Here is a 13,059-nt window from a genome sequence, read left to right as displayed (position 1 = left end):
TGTCTGTGCGCCGCCAGGGACTCGAACCCCGGACCCGCTGATTAAGAGTCAGCTGCTCTAACCAACTGAGCTAGCGGCGCCTGCTGACAGGGAAGACTTTAGCAGCGGGTCGCGGCCCGGCCAAAATCGAATATCCGCCCCCGGCGCCGCGCCCGGGACCGCCGCTCCGGCCCCGCGCCGGGCTCCCCCGCCGGGTGCCGTCAGCGGAGGGCGGCGGCCGGTTCCCGGGCCGCCCGGACGCAGGCCCAGAGCACGACCGAGGCGCCCGGCAGCCACGGCTCCCGGCTGTCCGGGGCGACGATCCACCGCCCCGCGCCCAGACCGGGGGAGTCCGGGCCGTTCACCATCCGCTGCACCGGCGGGACGGTGACCGCGTCCCCCTGCCCGTGGCAGAGCAGCGGCGGTACGTCCCGGGCCCACTCCTCCCAGGCCAGCAGCCGGCGCAGCCGGGGCGCCGCCCCCGGCCGTACGAACAGCAGCGTCCGCCCGCGGTAGGCGGCCACCGGCCCGCAGCCCGGCCCGGAGGCCCACAGCTCGTCCAGCACGCGGCGCCCGAACAGCGCGGGCATGCTGATCACGTCGAAGGCACGTCCGCAGGGCAGCACCGAGGGCGCCCACGGGCGGGACTCCCAGAGGGCGCGCATGCTGCGCGGGTACTCGCTGGCGGAGGCGAGCCAGGCCTCCCCGGCCACGGTCACGTACTCCACCGACTGATACGTCCAGATGTCCACGCACAGCAGGGTGGGGTGTCCGGGGCGTGGCCGGGAGGGAAAGCGTGGTTTGCCGGACAGTGGAGCGGCCGACGGCGTACCCTTCCGCTTCCCCCCGGCATATGCCAGCGGCGGCGGAGGGTTCCGGGTGCCCGGAACGGGCCCGGGCCGGGTCGGGCCGGGGCACGGGTCGGGCCGGGCCGCGTCGGAACGGGCCGCCGGCCGGCCGGGTCCGGCGTGCCTCAGTCCTCGTGGCGGCGGGGCAGGAGCAGGCTGCGGCCGTACTCGATCATCTTGGCCGCGTAGTCCGGCGTCCAGTCGGCCCGTCCCGCGATCTCGGTCTCCGAGAGCGCGTCGAACCGGCGCGGATCCGCCAGCTGGGCCGCGGCGACCGCCTGGAAGTCGGTGGCCCGCTCGGCGGCCGCGCGGAACGCCAGCGCCAGCTCGGTGGAGCGGCGCAGCAGCTCGGCCGGGTCGTCTATCGACTCCAGATCGAAGAAGCGTTCCGGCTCCGGTTCGTCGGCCTGCGGCTCGAACAGCAGCTGCACCGGGCGCTTCCGGCGGCCGGGCGCCGCACCGGCGCCCTCGCCGGGACCGGCCGCCGCGGCCGGGCCGCTCGGGTCGGACGCCTGCGCATGGGAGTCGGGCATGGAAGGACACCTCCGGGTGCTCGGTAGGGGCGGGCGGCGACGGCTGGGACGGGCGCCGCCCGGTCGTGGCCGCCGTCCATTGTCTCGCGGCGGCGGCCGGTAACGGAACGGTGCGAGTTCGGGCGCTATTCCCGCCGGGCGCGCCGGGGGCGTGCACCGCCCGGGCCGGCCCCGGTGGCCGGGTGCGGCGGCCCGGGCGGCCGAGGCGGGCGGCTCAGCGGTCCAGCCGCACCCGGTGCCCGGAGAGGTGGTGCAGCACCCGGTGATTGGCCTCCCAGCCGTCCGGGAAGGTGACCGGGACGCCCAACTGCACCGGTTCGGTGGCCGGATGCTCGTCCAGCAGCTCGGCGATCCCGGCCCGGGCCACCACGATGCAGGCGTGTCGGTGGCGGGAGGCGAGCACGCAGAGCCGGCCGGTCTCCAGGTGGAACGCCGTCGCGTCGGGCCGTCCGGAGAGCGGGTGCAGCACCACGGTGACGTCGTACTCGCGCCCCTGCAGCCGGTTGGCGGTGTCCACCGTCACCGCGGGTCCGGCCGTCGGATCGACCGGGACCCCGGCCCCGACCAGCGCCGCCCGGACGGCCGCCGCCTGGTCCCGGTGGGCGGTGCCGACCGCGACCCGGCCGGGGGTCAAGGGCACGGAGCCCTGCTCGGAGTGGGCCGTCAGCCCGCGCTCCAGCAGCCTGCGGACGGTCGCCGCGACGGCGGCGACCGCCTGCGGATCGGTCCGGACGGTGTGCCGGGGCGGCAGCTCCAGCAGCGCCCAGCCGTGCTCGGCGGCGCGGTCGATCGCCGCGTCCAGCGCGGAGCCGTCCGGGCGCACCGGCGCCGTCAGCCGGCGGTCCTCCGGGCCGGTGCCCGAGCGGAACGGCGTGTACGGGTAGAACGCGCCGGAGATCAGCGGCGCCGCGCTGGCCGGCAGCCGCCAGGAGACCGGCAGCCGGTGCGGCTCGATCTGCGGGTTGTGGGCGAGCAGGGTGACCACCGCGCTGCTCGACGGGTCGTACGACAGGCCGGCCCACTGCTCGGTGCCGACCACCGTGAACGGGTCCAGCTGACCAGGGTCGCCGACGAACAGCGCCCGCTCGAACAGGCGGGCCACGGCGAGCAGCGCGTCCGAGCGCATCTGGTACGCCTCGTCGACGATCGCGTGCCGCCAGGGCTGCTCGGTCCGTACCCACTGCCACTTGGCGGAGGTGGAGATCACCACGTCCAGCTCGGCGAGGTCGGTCACCTTGTCGGAGGGCGTGACGTTGGGGTGCCGCAGCACCTCGGGCGCCGGCCGGGCGTCGGCCGCGTGCAGCCGGCCGATCGTCAGGTCGGGCGCCTTCGCGGCCAGCCGGTCCACGAGGTCGTCCACCTGGCCGTTGGTCTGGGCGACGATCATCAGCCGCTCGCCCGCGTCCACCAGCTCCCGCGCGGCGCGCACCACCAGGGTCGACTTGCCGGCGCCGGGCGGCGAGTCCACGACCACCCCGCGCGGCGCGCCGACGGCCGGGTGGACGGTCGCCGCCAGGATCCGCGCCACCGCCGCGTCGGCGGCGTCACCGGGGGTCTGCTCGGTGCTCATCGGCCGGATCACTCCCAATCCTCGGAGGCCGCGGGGACGGTCGCCGTCAGGGTGACGGTCGCACCGGGCGGACCGCCGTGCGTCCACGGGGTGTCGTCCGGCTCGGGCAGCGGCGCGGCCTGCCGGGCCGTCAGTTCGAACAGGGTGAAGGTGACCCGCTCGCCCGGCTCGGGCAGGCTCCCCGGCTCGGGCTCCTTCTTCCGCCCCATCCCGGAGAGCACCCGCACGGTGATGGTGCCCGCCGTCCGGTCGACCGCGGCGATCTGCGCCTTCTGGGCCTTCTGCCCGGCCGGAGCGCTCCCGGACCCGGGGTCGGGGGACCCCCACACCCGGTGCGCGTCCCGGCCGAGGTCGGCGTGCGGGCGGTCGTCGGTGCGGACCGTCACCAGCGGACGCGGCTTGGGTGACCGGCCCGAGGTGTCGTAGTCCGGCACCACCTCGGTCACCACGCCGGTGAACGCCTCGCCGGCCAGCCGGTGCTCGGCCATCGCCAGCGGGTCGTCCAGCGCCTCCTGGACGTCCAGCCGGGTCTGCTCGCGCTCGCGCTGGGCGAGCTTGCGGGCGGCCGTCACGGCGTCGTCGACCCGGGGCTGCGGAGGCTCGCCCGCCGCCAGCCGGTCCCGGTGGCCGGTGTAGGACCAGCGGTCTCCGGTCCAGCGCTCCGCCAGGTGTCCGCCCGGGGGCAGGGCGCGCAGCAGGTCCAAGCCGTGCCAGACGTCGTGCCAGGTGGGCAGCAGCTGGTCCGCGTGCACCGCGCGCAGCCGTTCGACCGAGACCCGGACGGCCTCCCGGGCCCGCTCGGCGGCGGCCGGGTCGGCGGCGGTCCGCTCGGCGGTCCCCGCGCCGTCCGTCAGGGCCGCCAGGGCAGCCGCGGCGGCGTCGTAGCGCGTGATCGCCGGGGCGAGCACCTTCGCGTCGAAGGCCGGGTCGGTGGCCGGCCCGGCCGGCGGGTGGAGCAGCCGGCCCTCGGGGTCCCGCGCGGTCTCGGCCCGCTCGGCGGCCTCGGCGCCGGTCAGCCCGGCCGGCGGCGCGTGCCAGGCGAGCAGCGCGGCCAGGTGCTGGTCCTCCAGGTGGCTCTGGCCGGTCGCCCAGTGCCGGGCGAGCAGGCCGGTCATCGGCAGCAGCAGGCTGGAGCCGGGCACCATCGCGCGGTCGGTGAGCTGGGTGAGCCAGCGGCCGAGCAGCGGCACCCGGGCCGGCGCCGGGTAGGGGCCGGGTTCGTCGTCCTCGGCGGTGCGGCGGAACCGGGTCGACCGGCCGAGCAGCGCCAGGTGCCGGATCCCACCGGTGTTCGGCACGATCACCTGCGGTGCGTCCGCGCACAGCTCGCGGAGGACCTGCGTCTTCTCGCCGGTCTCCGGGTCCTTCTCGGAGCCCTCGATCTGCTCCACGTCGTCGCCGAAGGACTCCAGGTAGGGCAGCAGGTCGGCGGCCAGTTCGGCCAGGAAGTCGAAGCGCAGCGTGCGGTTCAGCGGCTGCGGGACGAAGTGCAGCCTCGGTGCGTCCCGGTCGGTGCCGAGCAGCACGGCCAGCGGGGCACCGGCCTCGCCGGCCGCCGTGAGCGGGACGACCACCATCGGGCGGTCGGACAGGTGCCGGTGGCGGACGGTCGCCAGGGGCTCGGCCCGGCCGCTGCGGACGGCCTCCAGCCGGGCGAGGGTGGTCAGCAGGCTCACCGGGGGCCTCCGGCGGGGGCCGGGACGGGGCGGCCCAGGGCCTCGGCGCGCAGCGCGGCGGCGTGGACGAGCCGGGCGGCGGCCTCGTCGGCCGCGGCGTCGGGGTGCCCGTCGTGACCGTCGTTCTCGCTGTCGCTGTCGCTGTCGCCGGGGTCGGAGTCGGAGTCGGCGAGGCTCCGGGCGGCCGGGCCGTCGTGGGCCACGGCCAGCGCCTCGGTCACCGTCCGGATGGTGCCCAGCTCGCCGCGGACGCTCCGGCCGAGCTGTTCGACCCGGTCGTCGCAACGGGTCCGGGCGCGGCAGTGGAACCCCAGCTCACACGTGGAGAGGCAGTCCGGGCTGTAGGCCGCGGGCACCGCCTCGACCGACCCGGTCAGTTCCTCGGTCGAACGGACCGGGGCGCCGCTCGCGTCGGGGGAGAGGTCGAAGTCGGCCCCGGGCGGCAGCGCGTCCAGCAGCCGCCCGATGCCGGTCATCCGGTCCAGCTGGCGGCGGGTGGTGGCCAGTTCCCGCCGGACGTCCACCGGGACGGCGGTCGGCCGGTTGCCGAAGTCCTTGGGACAGACCAGCAGCACGGTCGACCGAGGGCTTCCCGGCAGCTGCTGCTCGGCGTACGGGTCCGGATCCGTGTCCAGCCCGGCCAGCGCGGCCGCGGTCTCCTGGAGCGCCAGCACGTAGACGGCGGCCTGCCGGGCGGCGGCGCCCACCTTGGCCGGGTCCGCGCTGCCGTCCAGCACCGGGAAGGACTTGATCTCGACGACGGTGCACCGCCCGCCGTGCACCACGACGGCGTCCGGCTCCAGGTAGGCGGTGGAGCCGGCGACGGTGAGCCGCAGCAGCGGGTGGTCGAGCAGGGTCCAGGCGTCCGGGTCCGCGGCGGCCTCCGCCAGCGCGGCCCTCGTCCGGTCGGCCCGGACCGCGGGACCGGAGGAGCGCAGCAGGTCCGGTACGGCGAGCGGGGTGTCCCCGTCGGGTGGGAGGCCCAGCCGGTGGCGGAGCGGCTCCAGCAACGCCGCGTAGCCGTCCTCCTTCAGCCGGGACTCGAAGATGACGCCGCGCGCGAGGGCGAACGGCGACTGCCCGAACGGAGCGGCGTGGCCGAGCCGGGCGGCCAGTGCGGACTTGTCCACCCCGGCCGCGTCCAGCACGGCCCGGCGGTGACACCCGGGATTGGCGGCCAGCGCGGCGAGGGCGCGGGCGTTCAGACTGCGCTGCGGCGCCGGTCCGCGCAGCGTGGCGAGCCGCTGGGCGAGCGGCTCCGCGGGCCCGCCGGACGGGGCGTTCGTCGAGACGTTCATGGTGCGGCCCAGTGTCGCATCCGGGTCCGACAGAGTGGCCGGGACCGGCCGTTGACGGTCCTCGGCGGTGGTCGCCACCGCCCCGGACCTCCGTGGGGGGCGGCCTGGATCGTGGGCGCCGCGCAGGTGAGGGATCATGGAGACCGGTGCTCAATGGTGAGGCCGATCGTTGACGCCGTCCTGTGCGCGAGGAGCCTGCCATGCCCGCTCGAATCCTGCTGGTCCGCCACGGCGAGACCGAGTGGTCCGCCACCGGCCGCCACACCGGCCGCACCGACATCCCGCTGACCGACGAGGGCCGCGCGATGGCCCGGGCGCTCGGCACCCGGTTGGCCGGAGCCCCCTGGAACGGCCTGCCCGACGCCCTCGTCTACACCAGCCCGCTGGACCGGGCCAAGGAGACCTGCGCGCTGGCCGGCCTCGGCGACCGGGCCGTCGAGCGGCCCGAGCTGCTGGAGTGGGACTACGGCCAGTACGAGGGCCGGACCGGCGCCGACATCCGCGCCGCCGACCACCCCGGCTGGCTGATCTGGCGCGACGGTGTGCCCGGCGGCGAGAAGCTCTCCGACGTCGCCGCGCGGGTGGACGCCCTCCTCGCCGATCTCAACGACACGCACGGTGTCCCGGAGCCGGACACCACCGTCATGCACTGCGCCGACCGCGATGTGGTGCTCTTCGCCCACGGCCACCTGCTGCGCATCCTGACCGCGCGCTGGCTGGGCCTGCCGCCCGAGTACGCCCAGCGGTTCAAGCTCGGCACCGCCGCGCTCTGCGTCCTCTCCTGGGAGTACGGCGCCCCGGCCGTCGAGGTCTGGAACGACCTCGGGCACCTGGAGGGCCTGAAGCACTGACGCCGCCGGCCGGCCGACGCCCGGTCAGGCCGCCGCCGCCACGTCGTACTCGGTCAGGAATCGCCCCACCTCCGGCACCCGCCGGTGCGGGCGCAGCCGCTGCGCGGTGTCCGCCAGCATGGAGCGGATCCGGGCCGAGCGGACCTCGTCGAACAGTGCGACGGCGGCCGACCCGTGCTGGGCGGCGCCGGCCAGATCGCCCCCGCCGAGCCGGTCGTGGGCCAGCTCGGCCGTGTACAGCACCCGGTTGCGGACGAAGTGCGGCTTCTGGAGCGCTATGGCCAGCCCCGCCTGCTCGCTGGCGCGGTCCCAGTCCCCGAGGGCGGACCAGCACTGGGACCGCAGTCCGGCGAGCTCGGCCTCGCCGAAGAAGGACATCCACTCCGGGTCGGTCTCCGATGGGCCGCCGTCGAACAGCAGGCAGGCGCGGGCGATCGCGCGCTCGCAGGCACCGCGGTCCTGCAGCAGCGCCCACCCGCCGGCCTCGCGCATGGCGAGCAGGGCGAGCAGCCGGTCGGAGTCGAGCCGCCGGGCGGCGGACTGCCCGGCCTGGGCGGCCCGCAACGCCTCGCGGGGGCGTCCGGCGTCCCGGGCCAGGAAGGCGCTGTTGCAGAAGACGTGCGCCTCCAGCGCGGCGTCGCCGGCCATCCGCGCGGTGGCGAGCGCCTCCGCGTAGAACGACCGGGCGTCCGCCAGTCGGTTCGAGTCGTGCGCCAACCAGCCGACCGAGACGGCGAGTTCACCCGCGCCGGCCTGGAGCCTCCGCTCGGTCTCGGTGGAGTACTCGCACGCGTCGAGCAGCAGGTAGGCCGTCCGCAGCGACCGCCCGGCCAGCTCGAACAGGGCGTCGGCGCCGTGCGCGTCGTCCGCCAACCGGATCTCCCGGACCGCCTGTTCGACGCCGAGCACCTCGGCCGCGCCGACCTTGCGGGGCGGCGGAACCGCTCCGGGGCGGCCCGGTACGAAGGCGTTGTCGGCCGTGGGGGTGCCGGGGCGGTCGATGCCTGCCGCGGTGGCCAGCGCGGCCGGGCCGCCGGCCAGGAACGTACGGCGACGCACGTCGTCGTTCTCCTCGTCGGAATGGTGCGGTTCGTCGGGCCCCCGGGGCGCCGCCGCGAACCTCGGCATCGGGGCCCCGACCGGTGGGGGCGATTCCGCGTACGGCGAGGCAGCGTACGGGAGTCGGGCGGCGAGCGGCAGTCGCGGGGCGGGCACCTGGAGGAACGGTGGGCGGAGCGGAGGTGGCGTCCAGGCCTCGTCCTCGCCGCCGCCCCCGCCGTCCGCCGGACGGCGGCGGACGGCGGCGCGGGGGACGAACCCGAGGTCGGCGAGCGAGCGGTCCGGCCACATGTGCCGGAACACCCGCTCGTACGCGTAGTTGGGACAGCGGATCTCGCCGGACTCGACCCGTCCGACGTAGCGCGCGTCGCAGGAGACGTGCTCGCCGATCTCGCGGGCGGCCCGGCGTACGGCCATGGCGAACTCGCCCGGCGAGCGGTCGCCGCGCAGGGCGCGCATCACGGCGTTGGGCGACGGGCGGTTCGGCTTGGCCGGTGGGGTGGCTGCCATGGTGCGCTCCGTGGTCGTGCGGGGTGGTGGTGCGAGGGGTCGGGCGGCGGTGGGGCGTCGGGGGCGCCCGGCCACGGGTGGGTCCGGTGGGGCCCGACGGCTGTCGGGCGCCACCGACAGTACCGGGAGTCACCGTGCGGACACAGCGAGTTTGTGGCTGATGTGCGGTCAATTCGTGCCAAAGCGGGCACTGTTGCCCGGATCCGCCATGAAATGCCATGCCTTGCTGTAAGGCGCCCCGTGGCCTGAGGAGCCTCCTCGGCGTTGTCCTGATACGTGGAAGCCCCGGCCGCTGCCCGCCGTCCCCGCCGCCCCCCGGCGGCACCCCCACCCCGGACGGCGCGGCTTCCATCCCGACGAGGTGACAGGAGGGCCCATGTCGGCCACCGGAGTGCCGCAGTACCACCGCCTGGTCGCCGGCGGGGTGCTCGCCGCCGCCGCCCCCGCGCTGCTCCCCGAGTCGGCCGACGAGCGCGGACCCGGACGCGCCCCGTGCGGCGGCGGACCGTCCCGCCGCCCCGGCCCCGGCCCAGGCGCCGACGCCGGCGGCACCGTCGCCACCGCGTACGACACCGTGACGGTCGCCCTGCGGCACGGCCTGGAGACGGTCGACATCCTGCGGCTGCGCCGGGCCTGCGGCGCGGTGCTGCAGAGTCGCAGCGGCGCGACCGTCACCTTCCTCGTCCCGGCCGGCACCTCGGCGACCTGGCACCTGCCCGGGAGCTCCTGTTCGGCGGGCGCCTTCCTGCCGCCGCCCACCGACCCGCGCTGGGTGATGCCCCCGGCCGGCGCCGACTGCGCCGCCCGCCCCACCGACGCCTGGGTCCTGCGCTCGGCGCTCTGCGAGGCCGCCTGCACCCTCACCGCCGGCGGCCTCGGCCCGTTCTGACCGCCCCGCCCTGCCACGTCCGCGCCGTTCCGGCCCGCAACGGCCGCCCGCCCGGCCCCGAGCTGCGGCGACTCCCCGCACGGCGGCGATAATGGCCGGTATGGGACGAAGCAGCAGAGCCGGGCGCAGCACGGACCGGAGCCGTACCGAGCCGGACGTCCGACCGGCCGCCACCGGCCCCGGCGGTCGCGCGCACGCCCAGGGCCCGCTCACCCGGCCCGTCGACTCCGGCCTCGCCGAACTCCGCCCCGACCGGGACCGCCCCGCCGCCTGGTCGCTGCTGGTCGACGGCGCGCCGCAGTCGCTCGTCGACCTCGCCGACCCGACCCACCTCGGGTTCGAGTACCAGCGCCGGCTCGGCCACCTCATCGACCTGGTCGCCCCGCCCGGCCGCCCGCTCACCGTCCTCCACCTCGGCGGCGGCGCCCTCACCCTGGCCCGCTACGTCGCCGCGACCCGCCCCCGCTCGCGCCAGCAGGTCGCCGAGATCGACACCGCCCTCACGGAGCTCGTCCGCGCCGAACTCCCGCTGGAGCGCGGCTGGCAGGTCAAGGTGCGCGGCGCGGACGCCCGCAGCGTGCTGGAGCGGACCCCCGAGGGCACCGTCGACCTGGTGATCGCCGACGTCTTCTCCGGCGCCCGGGTGCCCGCCCACTGCACCACCGTCGAGTTCACCGCCCTGGCCGCCCGCGCGCTGGCCCCCGGCGGCTGGTACGCGGTCAACATCGCCGACGGCTCGGCGCTGTCGTTCGCCCGCTCGCAGGTGGCCACCCTCGGGGCGGTCTTCCCCGAGCTCTGCCTGGTCGCCGACCCGGCGGTGCTGCGCGGCAAGCGCTTCGGCAACCTGGTCCTGGCCGCCGCCCACACCGGGCTCCCGCTCGCCGAACTGACCCGCAAGGTGGCTTCGGACGCCGCCCTCGGCCGCGTCGAACACGGCCGCGCCCTCGCCGACTTCGCCGCCGGCGCCACCCCGGCCACGGACGCCACCGCGGCCCCCTCCCCGGCCCCGCCCCCGGGCGTCTTCCGCTGATCCGGCGGCGGCGTCCGGCTCCCGGAAAACCGGTTGGCAGCGCCGCCCGTCCTGCCGACAATGGGCCCCGGCGTCCGGAATCCGGACGGGGCCGACCGGGAGAGGTGGCGCCATGCGGATCAGACCGGCCCGACCGGACGAGGCGGCGCTGCTCAGCGCCCTGGCCCTGCGTTCCAAGGCCCACTGGGGCTACGACGCGGAGTTCATGGAGGCCTGCCGGGTCGACCTCACCCTTGACCCGGAGCGGATCGAGGCCGACCGGACGGCGGTGGCCGAGGCCGACGGCCGGGTGCTGGGCTTCGTCACCCTCGTCGGGGCGCCGCCGGAGGGCGAGTTGGACATGCTCTTCGTCGAACCGGACGTGATCGGCCGGGGTGTCGGCCGGTTCCTGTTGGCCCATCTGCGGCGCCGCGCCGCGGAGTCGGGCTTCCGCCGGGTCCTCGTCGCGGCGGACCCGAACGCCGAGTCCTTCTACGCGGCCATGGGCGCGGTCCGGATCGGCACCGTACCCTCCGGCTCGATACCGGGCCGCGAACTCCCGCTGCTGGCCCTGGCGACGGGGCCGTCGGGCGACTGACCGCCCGGGCACCCCGCCCCCGCCCGTCGGCCACCGTTCTCACCTCACCGTCCACCGGGTGCACCGTCCACCGGCGGGACGGCATGCCTCGCCGTCCCGGCCCGGGCGGTGGCCCCGGTCGGCCCGGCCCGGCGCGGTCCGGACCCCGGCCCGGCACCGCTACCGGACCTGCGCCGGGCCGGTCCTCCGGGCCGTGCTGCGTGTCCCCGCCGGTGTGCGTCCGGGTCAGTGCCCCTTGGGCAGACCTCGGTGCTTGTACATCGCGGCGCCCGTCAGGGCCAGCCCGGCCGCGATCGGGGCGAGGACGGCGGTCGCGGTCCCCGGGGCGCCGTGCGCGACGGTGACGGCGGCCGTCGTGGTGGAGCCCGCCGTCGAGCCGGCCGGACCGGCGGCGGGGGAGCCCTCCGCGATCGTCGGCCGGTCCGGTTCCGCCGCGCTCCGGCCGCTCCCGGCGGCTCCCGTGCCCGGACGGTCGGCGGCGGTGTGGTGCGGCCGGTCACCCGGCTCCCCGGGGGCGGGTGGCGGGGCCGCCGGCCCGCGCTGCTCCCCGCCGGGCCGGGTGGCCCGGGGACCGGCGCCGTTCCGGCCGACCGGGGCGGACGGCCCGTCGGGCGCACCCTCCCGGGAGGCGCGCGCCCCGGCCGGGCGGGACTGGGCGGGTACGGTGCCCAGCAGCCCGGAGGCGATGGCGAAGGCGTCCGGAAGGGCGGCCCGCTGTCCGGGCAGCGGGAGGCCGCCGGCCCTGATCCGGTCCTGGAGCGCACTGCTGACGGAGGTGGTCGCGGCGTCCAGCTCCGGTACCGGGACAATCGCGGCGGTGGGGCCGGCGAGGTGATCGAGCACCCCGGGGGCCGTGGTCCGGCCGGGAGCGACGACCGGACCGTCCTGCCGCGCGGGGGACCGTGGCGGCTCCTGCGGCCTGTCCGGCGGCGGGTCCTGCGGCACGGGGGGCTGCGGGGCGGCTGCGTCCCCGGCCGCCTCCTCGCCCGCCTGTCCGGCGGTCCGCTCCGCTGACGGCCCACCGGTCACGGTCCCGTCGGGCGGGGAGCCGCCGAGTACGGACTCGCCGGTCAGGGCCCGGCCGACGGCCGTCCGGCTCGCCGGTTCCGGGAGCGGTTCGGCGCCGGCCGCGTGGGCGCCCGGAGCGCCGAGCCCCCAGAGCTGCGCGAGGAGCGCTCCGCCCGCCGCGACGGCCCGCGGCAGCCGGGAGAGCCACCGCCCGGCCCGCCCTCCGGGCGGACGACGGGACTCTGACGACAGGTCCTTGGTCGGGTGTTTGGCTCGCACGTGAATCGAGAACGAGCGGACGGACCATGAGGTCACGGCCGCCGTCACGGCCACCGTCACGGACAGTCATCGGGCGGCGGCCCGACCGCTCGCCCGACTGCCGGCTCGCCCGACCGCCCGAGGTCCGCCGGACGCGCTCCGGTCGGCACCCCGGGCCGCTGTCCGCCGGTGGCTCAGGAGTTGGGGCGAAGCGTCCAGATCACGGTCATCACGCCGGTCACCGCACCGTCGGCACGGGTGATCTCGACGGTGACCGGGAACTCCGGCCGCTCGCCCTTGTCCAGCTCGGCGACGATCTCGGCGACCGGCCGGCCGAGTGCGGCGGTGGCCGTGACGACGCCCATGGCGAGCTTCCTGTACGAGATCTCGGCGCTCACCGCGAGCGGCACCGCGCGGGAGAGCTGGTCGCCGAAGGCGCTCAGGACGATGCAGCCGCTGGCCGATTCGGCGAGGGTGAACATCGCGCCGGCGTGCGGCCCGCCGACGTGGTTGTGGTACTCGGGCTGGTCGGGCAGCCGGAGCACGGCACGCTCGGGGGTGGTCTCCAGGTACTCCAGCTTGAGGGTCCGTGCCATCGGCACGGTGGAGTCGAGCAGCTGGCCGATCGAAGGTGTGGTCATGGCCGCAACGTTACTAGCCGGTAGCTTTCGGCGGCAGCTCCGCCGGGGGAGAAAAAGGTGAGACGGAGGCCACGTGGGCCCACGTGGGCCCACGTGGGCGCAGGGGGGTGGAGGGCGGGGAGGTCCGCGGCCGGGAGCGCGAAAACGCCTGAGGGGCCGGTCTCTTGAAGAAACCGGCCCCTCAGGCTCTGGGGTGAGTGACGGGACTCGAACCCGCGGCCACCTGGACCACAACCAGGTGCTCTACCAACTGAGCTACACCCACCATCTGTCCGGCCCGGTCCCGCTCTTCGCGTTCCCGTTCCGACAGGAAGAACAATACAGGATCCGGG

12 protein-coding genes and 2 tRNA genes are annotated in these 13,059 nt (G+C 76.8%); 4 read left to right on the top strand and 10 right to left on the bottom strand.

Annotation, left to right across the window (positions count from 1 at the left end; genetic code table 11):
• Positions 1 to 6 precede the first annotated feature (6 nt).
• The 6 genes from ACFWIC_RS31015 to ACFWIC_RS30990 all read right to left on the bottom strand — a co-directional run bounded on the left by ACFWIC_RS31015 (position 7) and on the right by ACFWIC_RS30990 (position 5,904).
• A tRNA-Lys gene (locus ACFWIC_RS31015) sits at positions 7 to 80 on the bottom strand.
• Between the two features lie 120 nt (positions 81 to 200).
• Positions 201 to 731, bottom strand: a complete 531-nt coding sequence (locus ACFWIC_RS31010) for a bifunctional DNA primase/polymerase (protein ID WP_329883708.1) — start codon at positions 729 to 731, stop codon at positions 201 to 203.
• Between the two features lie 221 nt (positions 732 to 952).
• Positions 953 to 1,360, bottom strand: a complete 408-nt coding sequence (locus tag ACFWIC_RS31005; RefSeq protein ID WP_329883709.1) for a hypothetical protein — start codon at positions 1,358 to 1,360, stop codon at positions 953 to 955.
• A 214-nt stretch (positions 1,361 to 1,574) separates the two neighbouring features.
• On the bottom strand, positions 1,575 to 2,930 hold the full coding sequence (locus ACFWIC_RS31000; RefSeq protein WP_380520551.1) for an AAA family ATPase: 1,356 nt from the start codon (positions 2,928 to 2,930) through the stop codon (positions 1,575 to 1,577).
• A gap of 8 nt (positions 2,931 to 2,938) precedes the next feature.
• Positions 2,939 to 4,606, bottom strand: coding sequence for a hypothetical protein (locus ACFWIC_RS30995; RefSeq protein ID WP_380520550.1), 1,668 nt, complete (start codon positions 4,604 to 4,606; stop codon positions 2,939 to 2,941).
• Complete coding sequence (locus ACFWIC_RS30990) at positions 4,603 to 5,904, bottom strand: hypothetical protein (RefSeq protein ID WP_380520549.1); 1,302 nt, start codon at positions 5,902 to 5,904, stop codon at positions 4,603 to 4,605. Before ACFWIC_RS30990 ends, ACFWIC_RS30995 begins: the two co-directional genes overlap by 4 nt.
• A gap of 200 nt (positions 5,905 to 6,104) precedes the next feature.
• On the opposite strand from ACFWIC_RS30990, the gene ACFWIC_RS30985 reads away from it, so the two are divergent.
• A complete protein-coding gene (locus tag ACFWIC_RS30985) occupies positions 6,105 to 6,755 on the top strand; it encodes a histidine phosphatase family protein (RefSeq protein WP_329883713.1) in 651 nt (216 codons plus the stop codon).
• A gap of 24 nt (positions 6,756 to 6,779) precedes the next feature.
• Here the strand turns inward: ACFWIC_RS30985 and ACFWIC_RS30980 are convergent, their stop codons facing one another.
• On the bottom strand, positions 6,780 to 8,324 hold the full coding sequence (locus ACFWIC_RS30980; RefSeq protein WP_380520548.1) for a tetratricopeptide repeat protein: 1,545 nt from the start codon (positions 8,322 to 8,324) through the stop codon (positions 6,780 to 6,782).
• Positions 8,325 to 8,700: 376 nt separating this feature from the next.
• On the opposite strand from ACFWIC_RS30980, the gene ACFWIC_RS30975 reads away from it, so the two are divergent.
• From ACFWIC_RS30975 to ACFWIC_RS30965, 3 genes are all read left to right on the top strand, one after another.
• On the top strand, positions 8,701 to 9,213 hold the full coding sequence (locus tag ACFWIC_RS30975; protein ID WP_380520547.1) for a hypothetical protein: 513 nt from the start codon (positions 8,701 to 8,703) through the stop codon (positions 9,211 to 9,213).
• Between the two features lie 91 nt (positions 9,214 to 9,304).
• Positions 9,305 to 10,243: a fused MFS/spermidine synthase gene (locus ACFWIC_RS30970; RefSeq protein ID WP_329883717.1), complete on the top strand. Its 939-nt coding sequence runs from the start codon at positions 9,305 to 9,307 to the stop codon at positions 10,241 to 10,243.
• 112 nt (positions 10,244 to 10,355) lie between these two features.
• The gene (locus tag ACFWIC_RS30965) at positions 10,356 to 10,820 is read left to right on the top strand and encodes a GNAT family N-acetyltransferase (RefSeq protein WP_329951054.1); all 465 of its coding nucleotides are present in this window, start codon (positions 10,356 to 10,358) and stop codon (positions 10,818 to 10,820) included.
• A 225-nt stretch (positions 10,821 to 11,045) separates the two neighbouring features.
• Here ACFWIC_RS30965 and ACFWIC_RS30960 read toward each other — a convergent pair whose 3' ends face one another.
• The 3 genes from ACFWIC_RS30960 to ACFWIC_RS30950 all read right to left on the bottom strand — a co-directional run bounded on the left by ACFWIC_RS30960 (position 11,046) and on the right by ACFWIC_RS30950 (position 12,992).
• Positions 11,046 to 12,107, bottom strand: a complete 1,062-nt coding sequence (locus tag ACFWIC_RS30960; RefSeq protein ID WP_380520546.1) for a hypothetical protein — start codon at positions 12,105 to 12,107, stop codon at positions 11,046 to 11,048.
• A 173-nt stretch (positions 12,108 to 12,280) separates the two neighbouring features.
• A complete protein-coding gene (locus ACFWIC_RS30955) occupies positions 12,281 to 12,727 on the bottom strand; it encodes a DUF4442 domain-containing protein (RefSeq protein ID WP_380364193.1) in 447 nt (148 codons plus the stop codon).
• 189 nt (positions 12,728 to 12,916) lie between these two features.
• Positions 12,917 to 12,992: transfer RNA gene (locus tag ACFWIC_RS30950), tRNA-His, on the bottom strand.
• Between the last annotated feature and the right edge of the window lie 67 nt (positions 12,993 to 13,059).

Source organism: Kitasatospora sp. NPDC127035 (genome assembly GCF_042726075.1).
Taxonomy (GTDB): domain Bacteria; phylum Actinomycetota; class Actinomycetes; order Streptomycetales; family Streptomycetaceae; genus Kitasatospora.
The sequence above is the reverse complement of the archived record's forward strand: the minus strand, read 5'-3'. Positions and strand labels throughout refer to the sequence as shown.

Bases quoted from the DNA above. Each gene is read 5' to 3' on its own strand.
- ACFWIC_RS31005 (WP_329883709.1), bottom strand. From the start codon at position 1,360: ATGCCCGACTCCCATGCGCAGGCGTCCGACCCGAGCGGCCCGGCCGCG.
- ACFWIC_RS31000 (WP_380520551.1), bottom strand. From the start codon at position 2,930: ATGAGCACCGAGCAGACCCCCGGTGACGCCGCCGACGCGGCGGTGGCG.
- ACFWIC_RS30990 (WP_380520549.1), bottom strand. From the start codon at position 5,904: ATGAACGTCTCGACGAACGCCCCGTCCGGCGGGCCCGCGGAGCCGCTC.
- ACFWIC_RS30985 (WP_329883713.1), top strand. From the start codon at position 6,105: ATGCCCGCTCGAATCCTGCTGGTCCGCCACGGCGAGACCGAGTGGTCC.
- ACFWIC_RS30980 (WP_380520548.1), bottom strand. From the start codon at position 8,324: ATGGCAGCCACCCCACCGGCCAAGCCGAACCGCCCGTCGCCCAACGCC.
- ACFWIC_RS30975 (WP_380520547.1), top strand. From the start codon at position 8,701: ATGTCGGCCACCGGAGTGCCGCAGTACCACCGCCTGGTCGCCGGCGGG.
- ACFWIC_RS30970 (WP_329883717.1), top strand. From the start codon at position 9,305: ATGGCCGGTATGGGACGAAGCAGCAGAGCCGGGCGCAGCACGGACCGG.
- ACFWIC_RS30965 (WP_329951054.1), top strand. From the start codon at position 10,356: ATGCGGATCAGACCGGCCCGACCGGACGAGGCGGCGCTGCTCAGCGCC.
- ACFWIC_RS30955 (WP_380364193.1), bottom strand. From the start codon at position 12,727: ATGACCACACCTTCGATCGGCCAGCTGCTCGACTCCACCGTGCCGATG.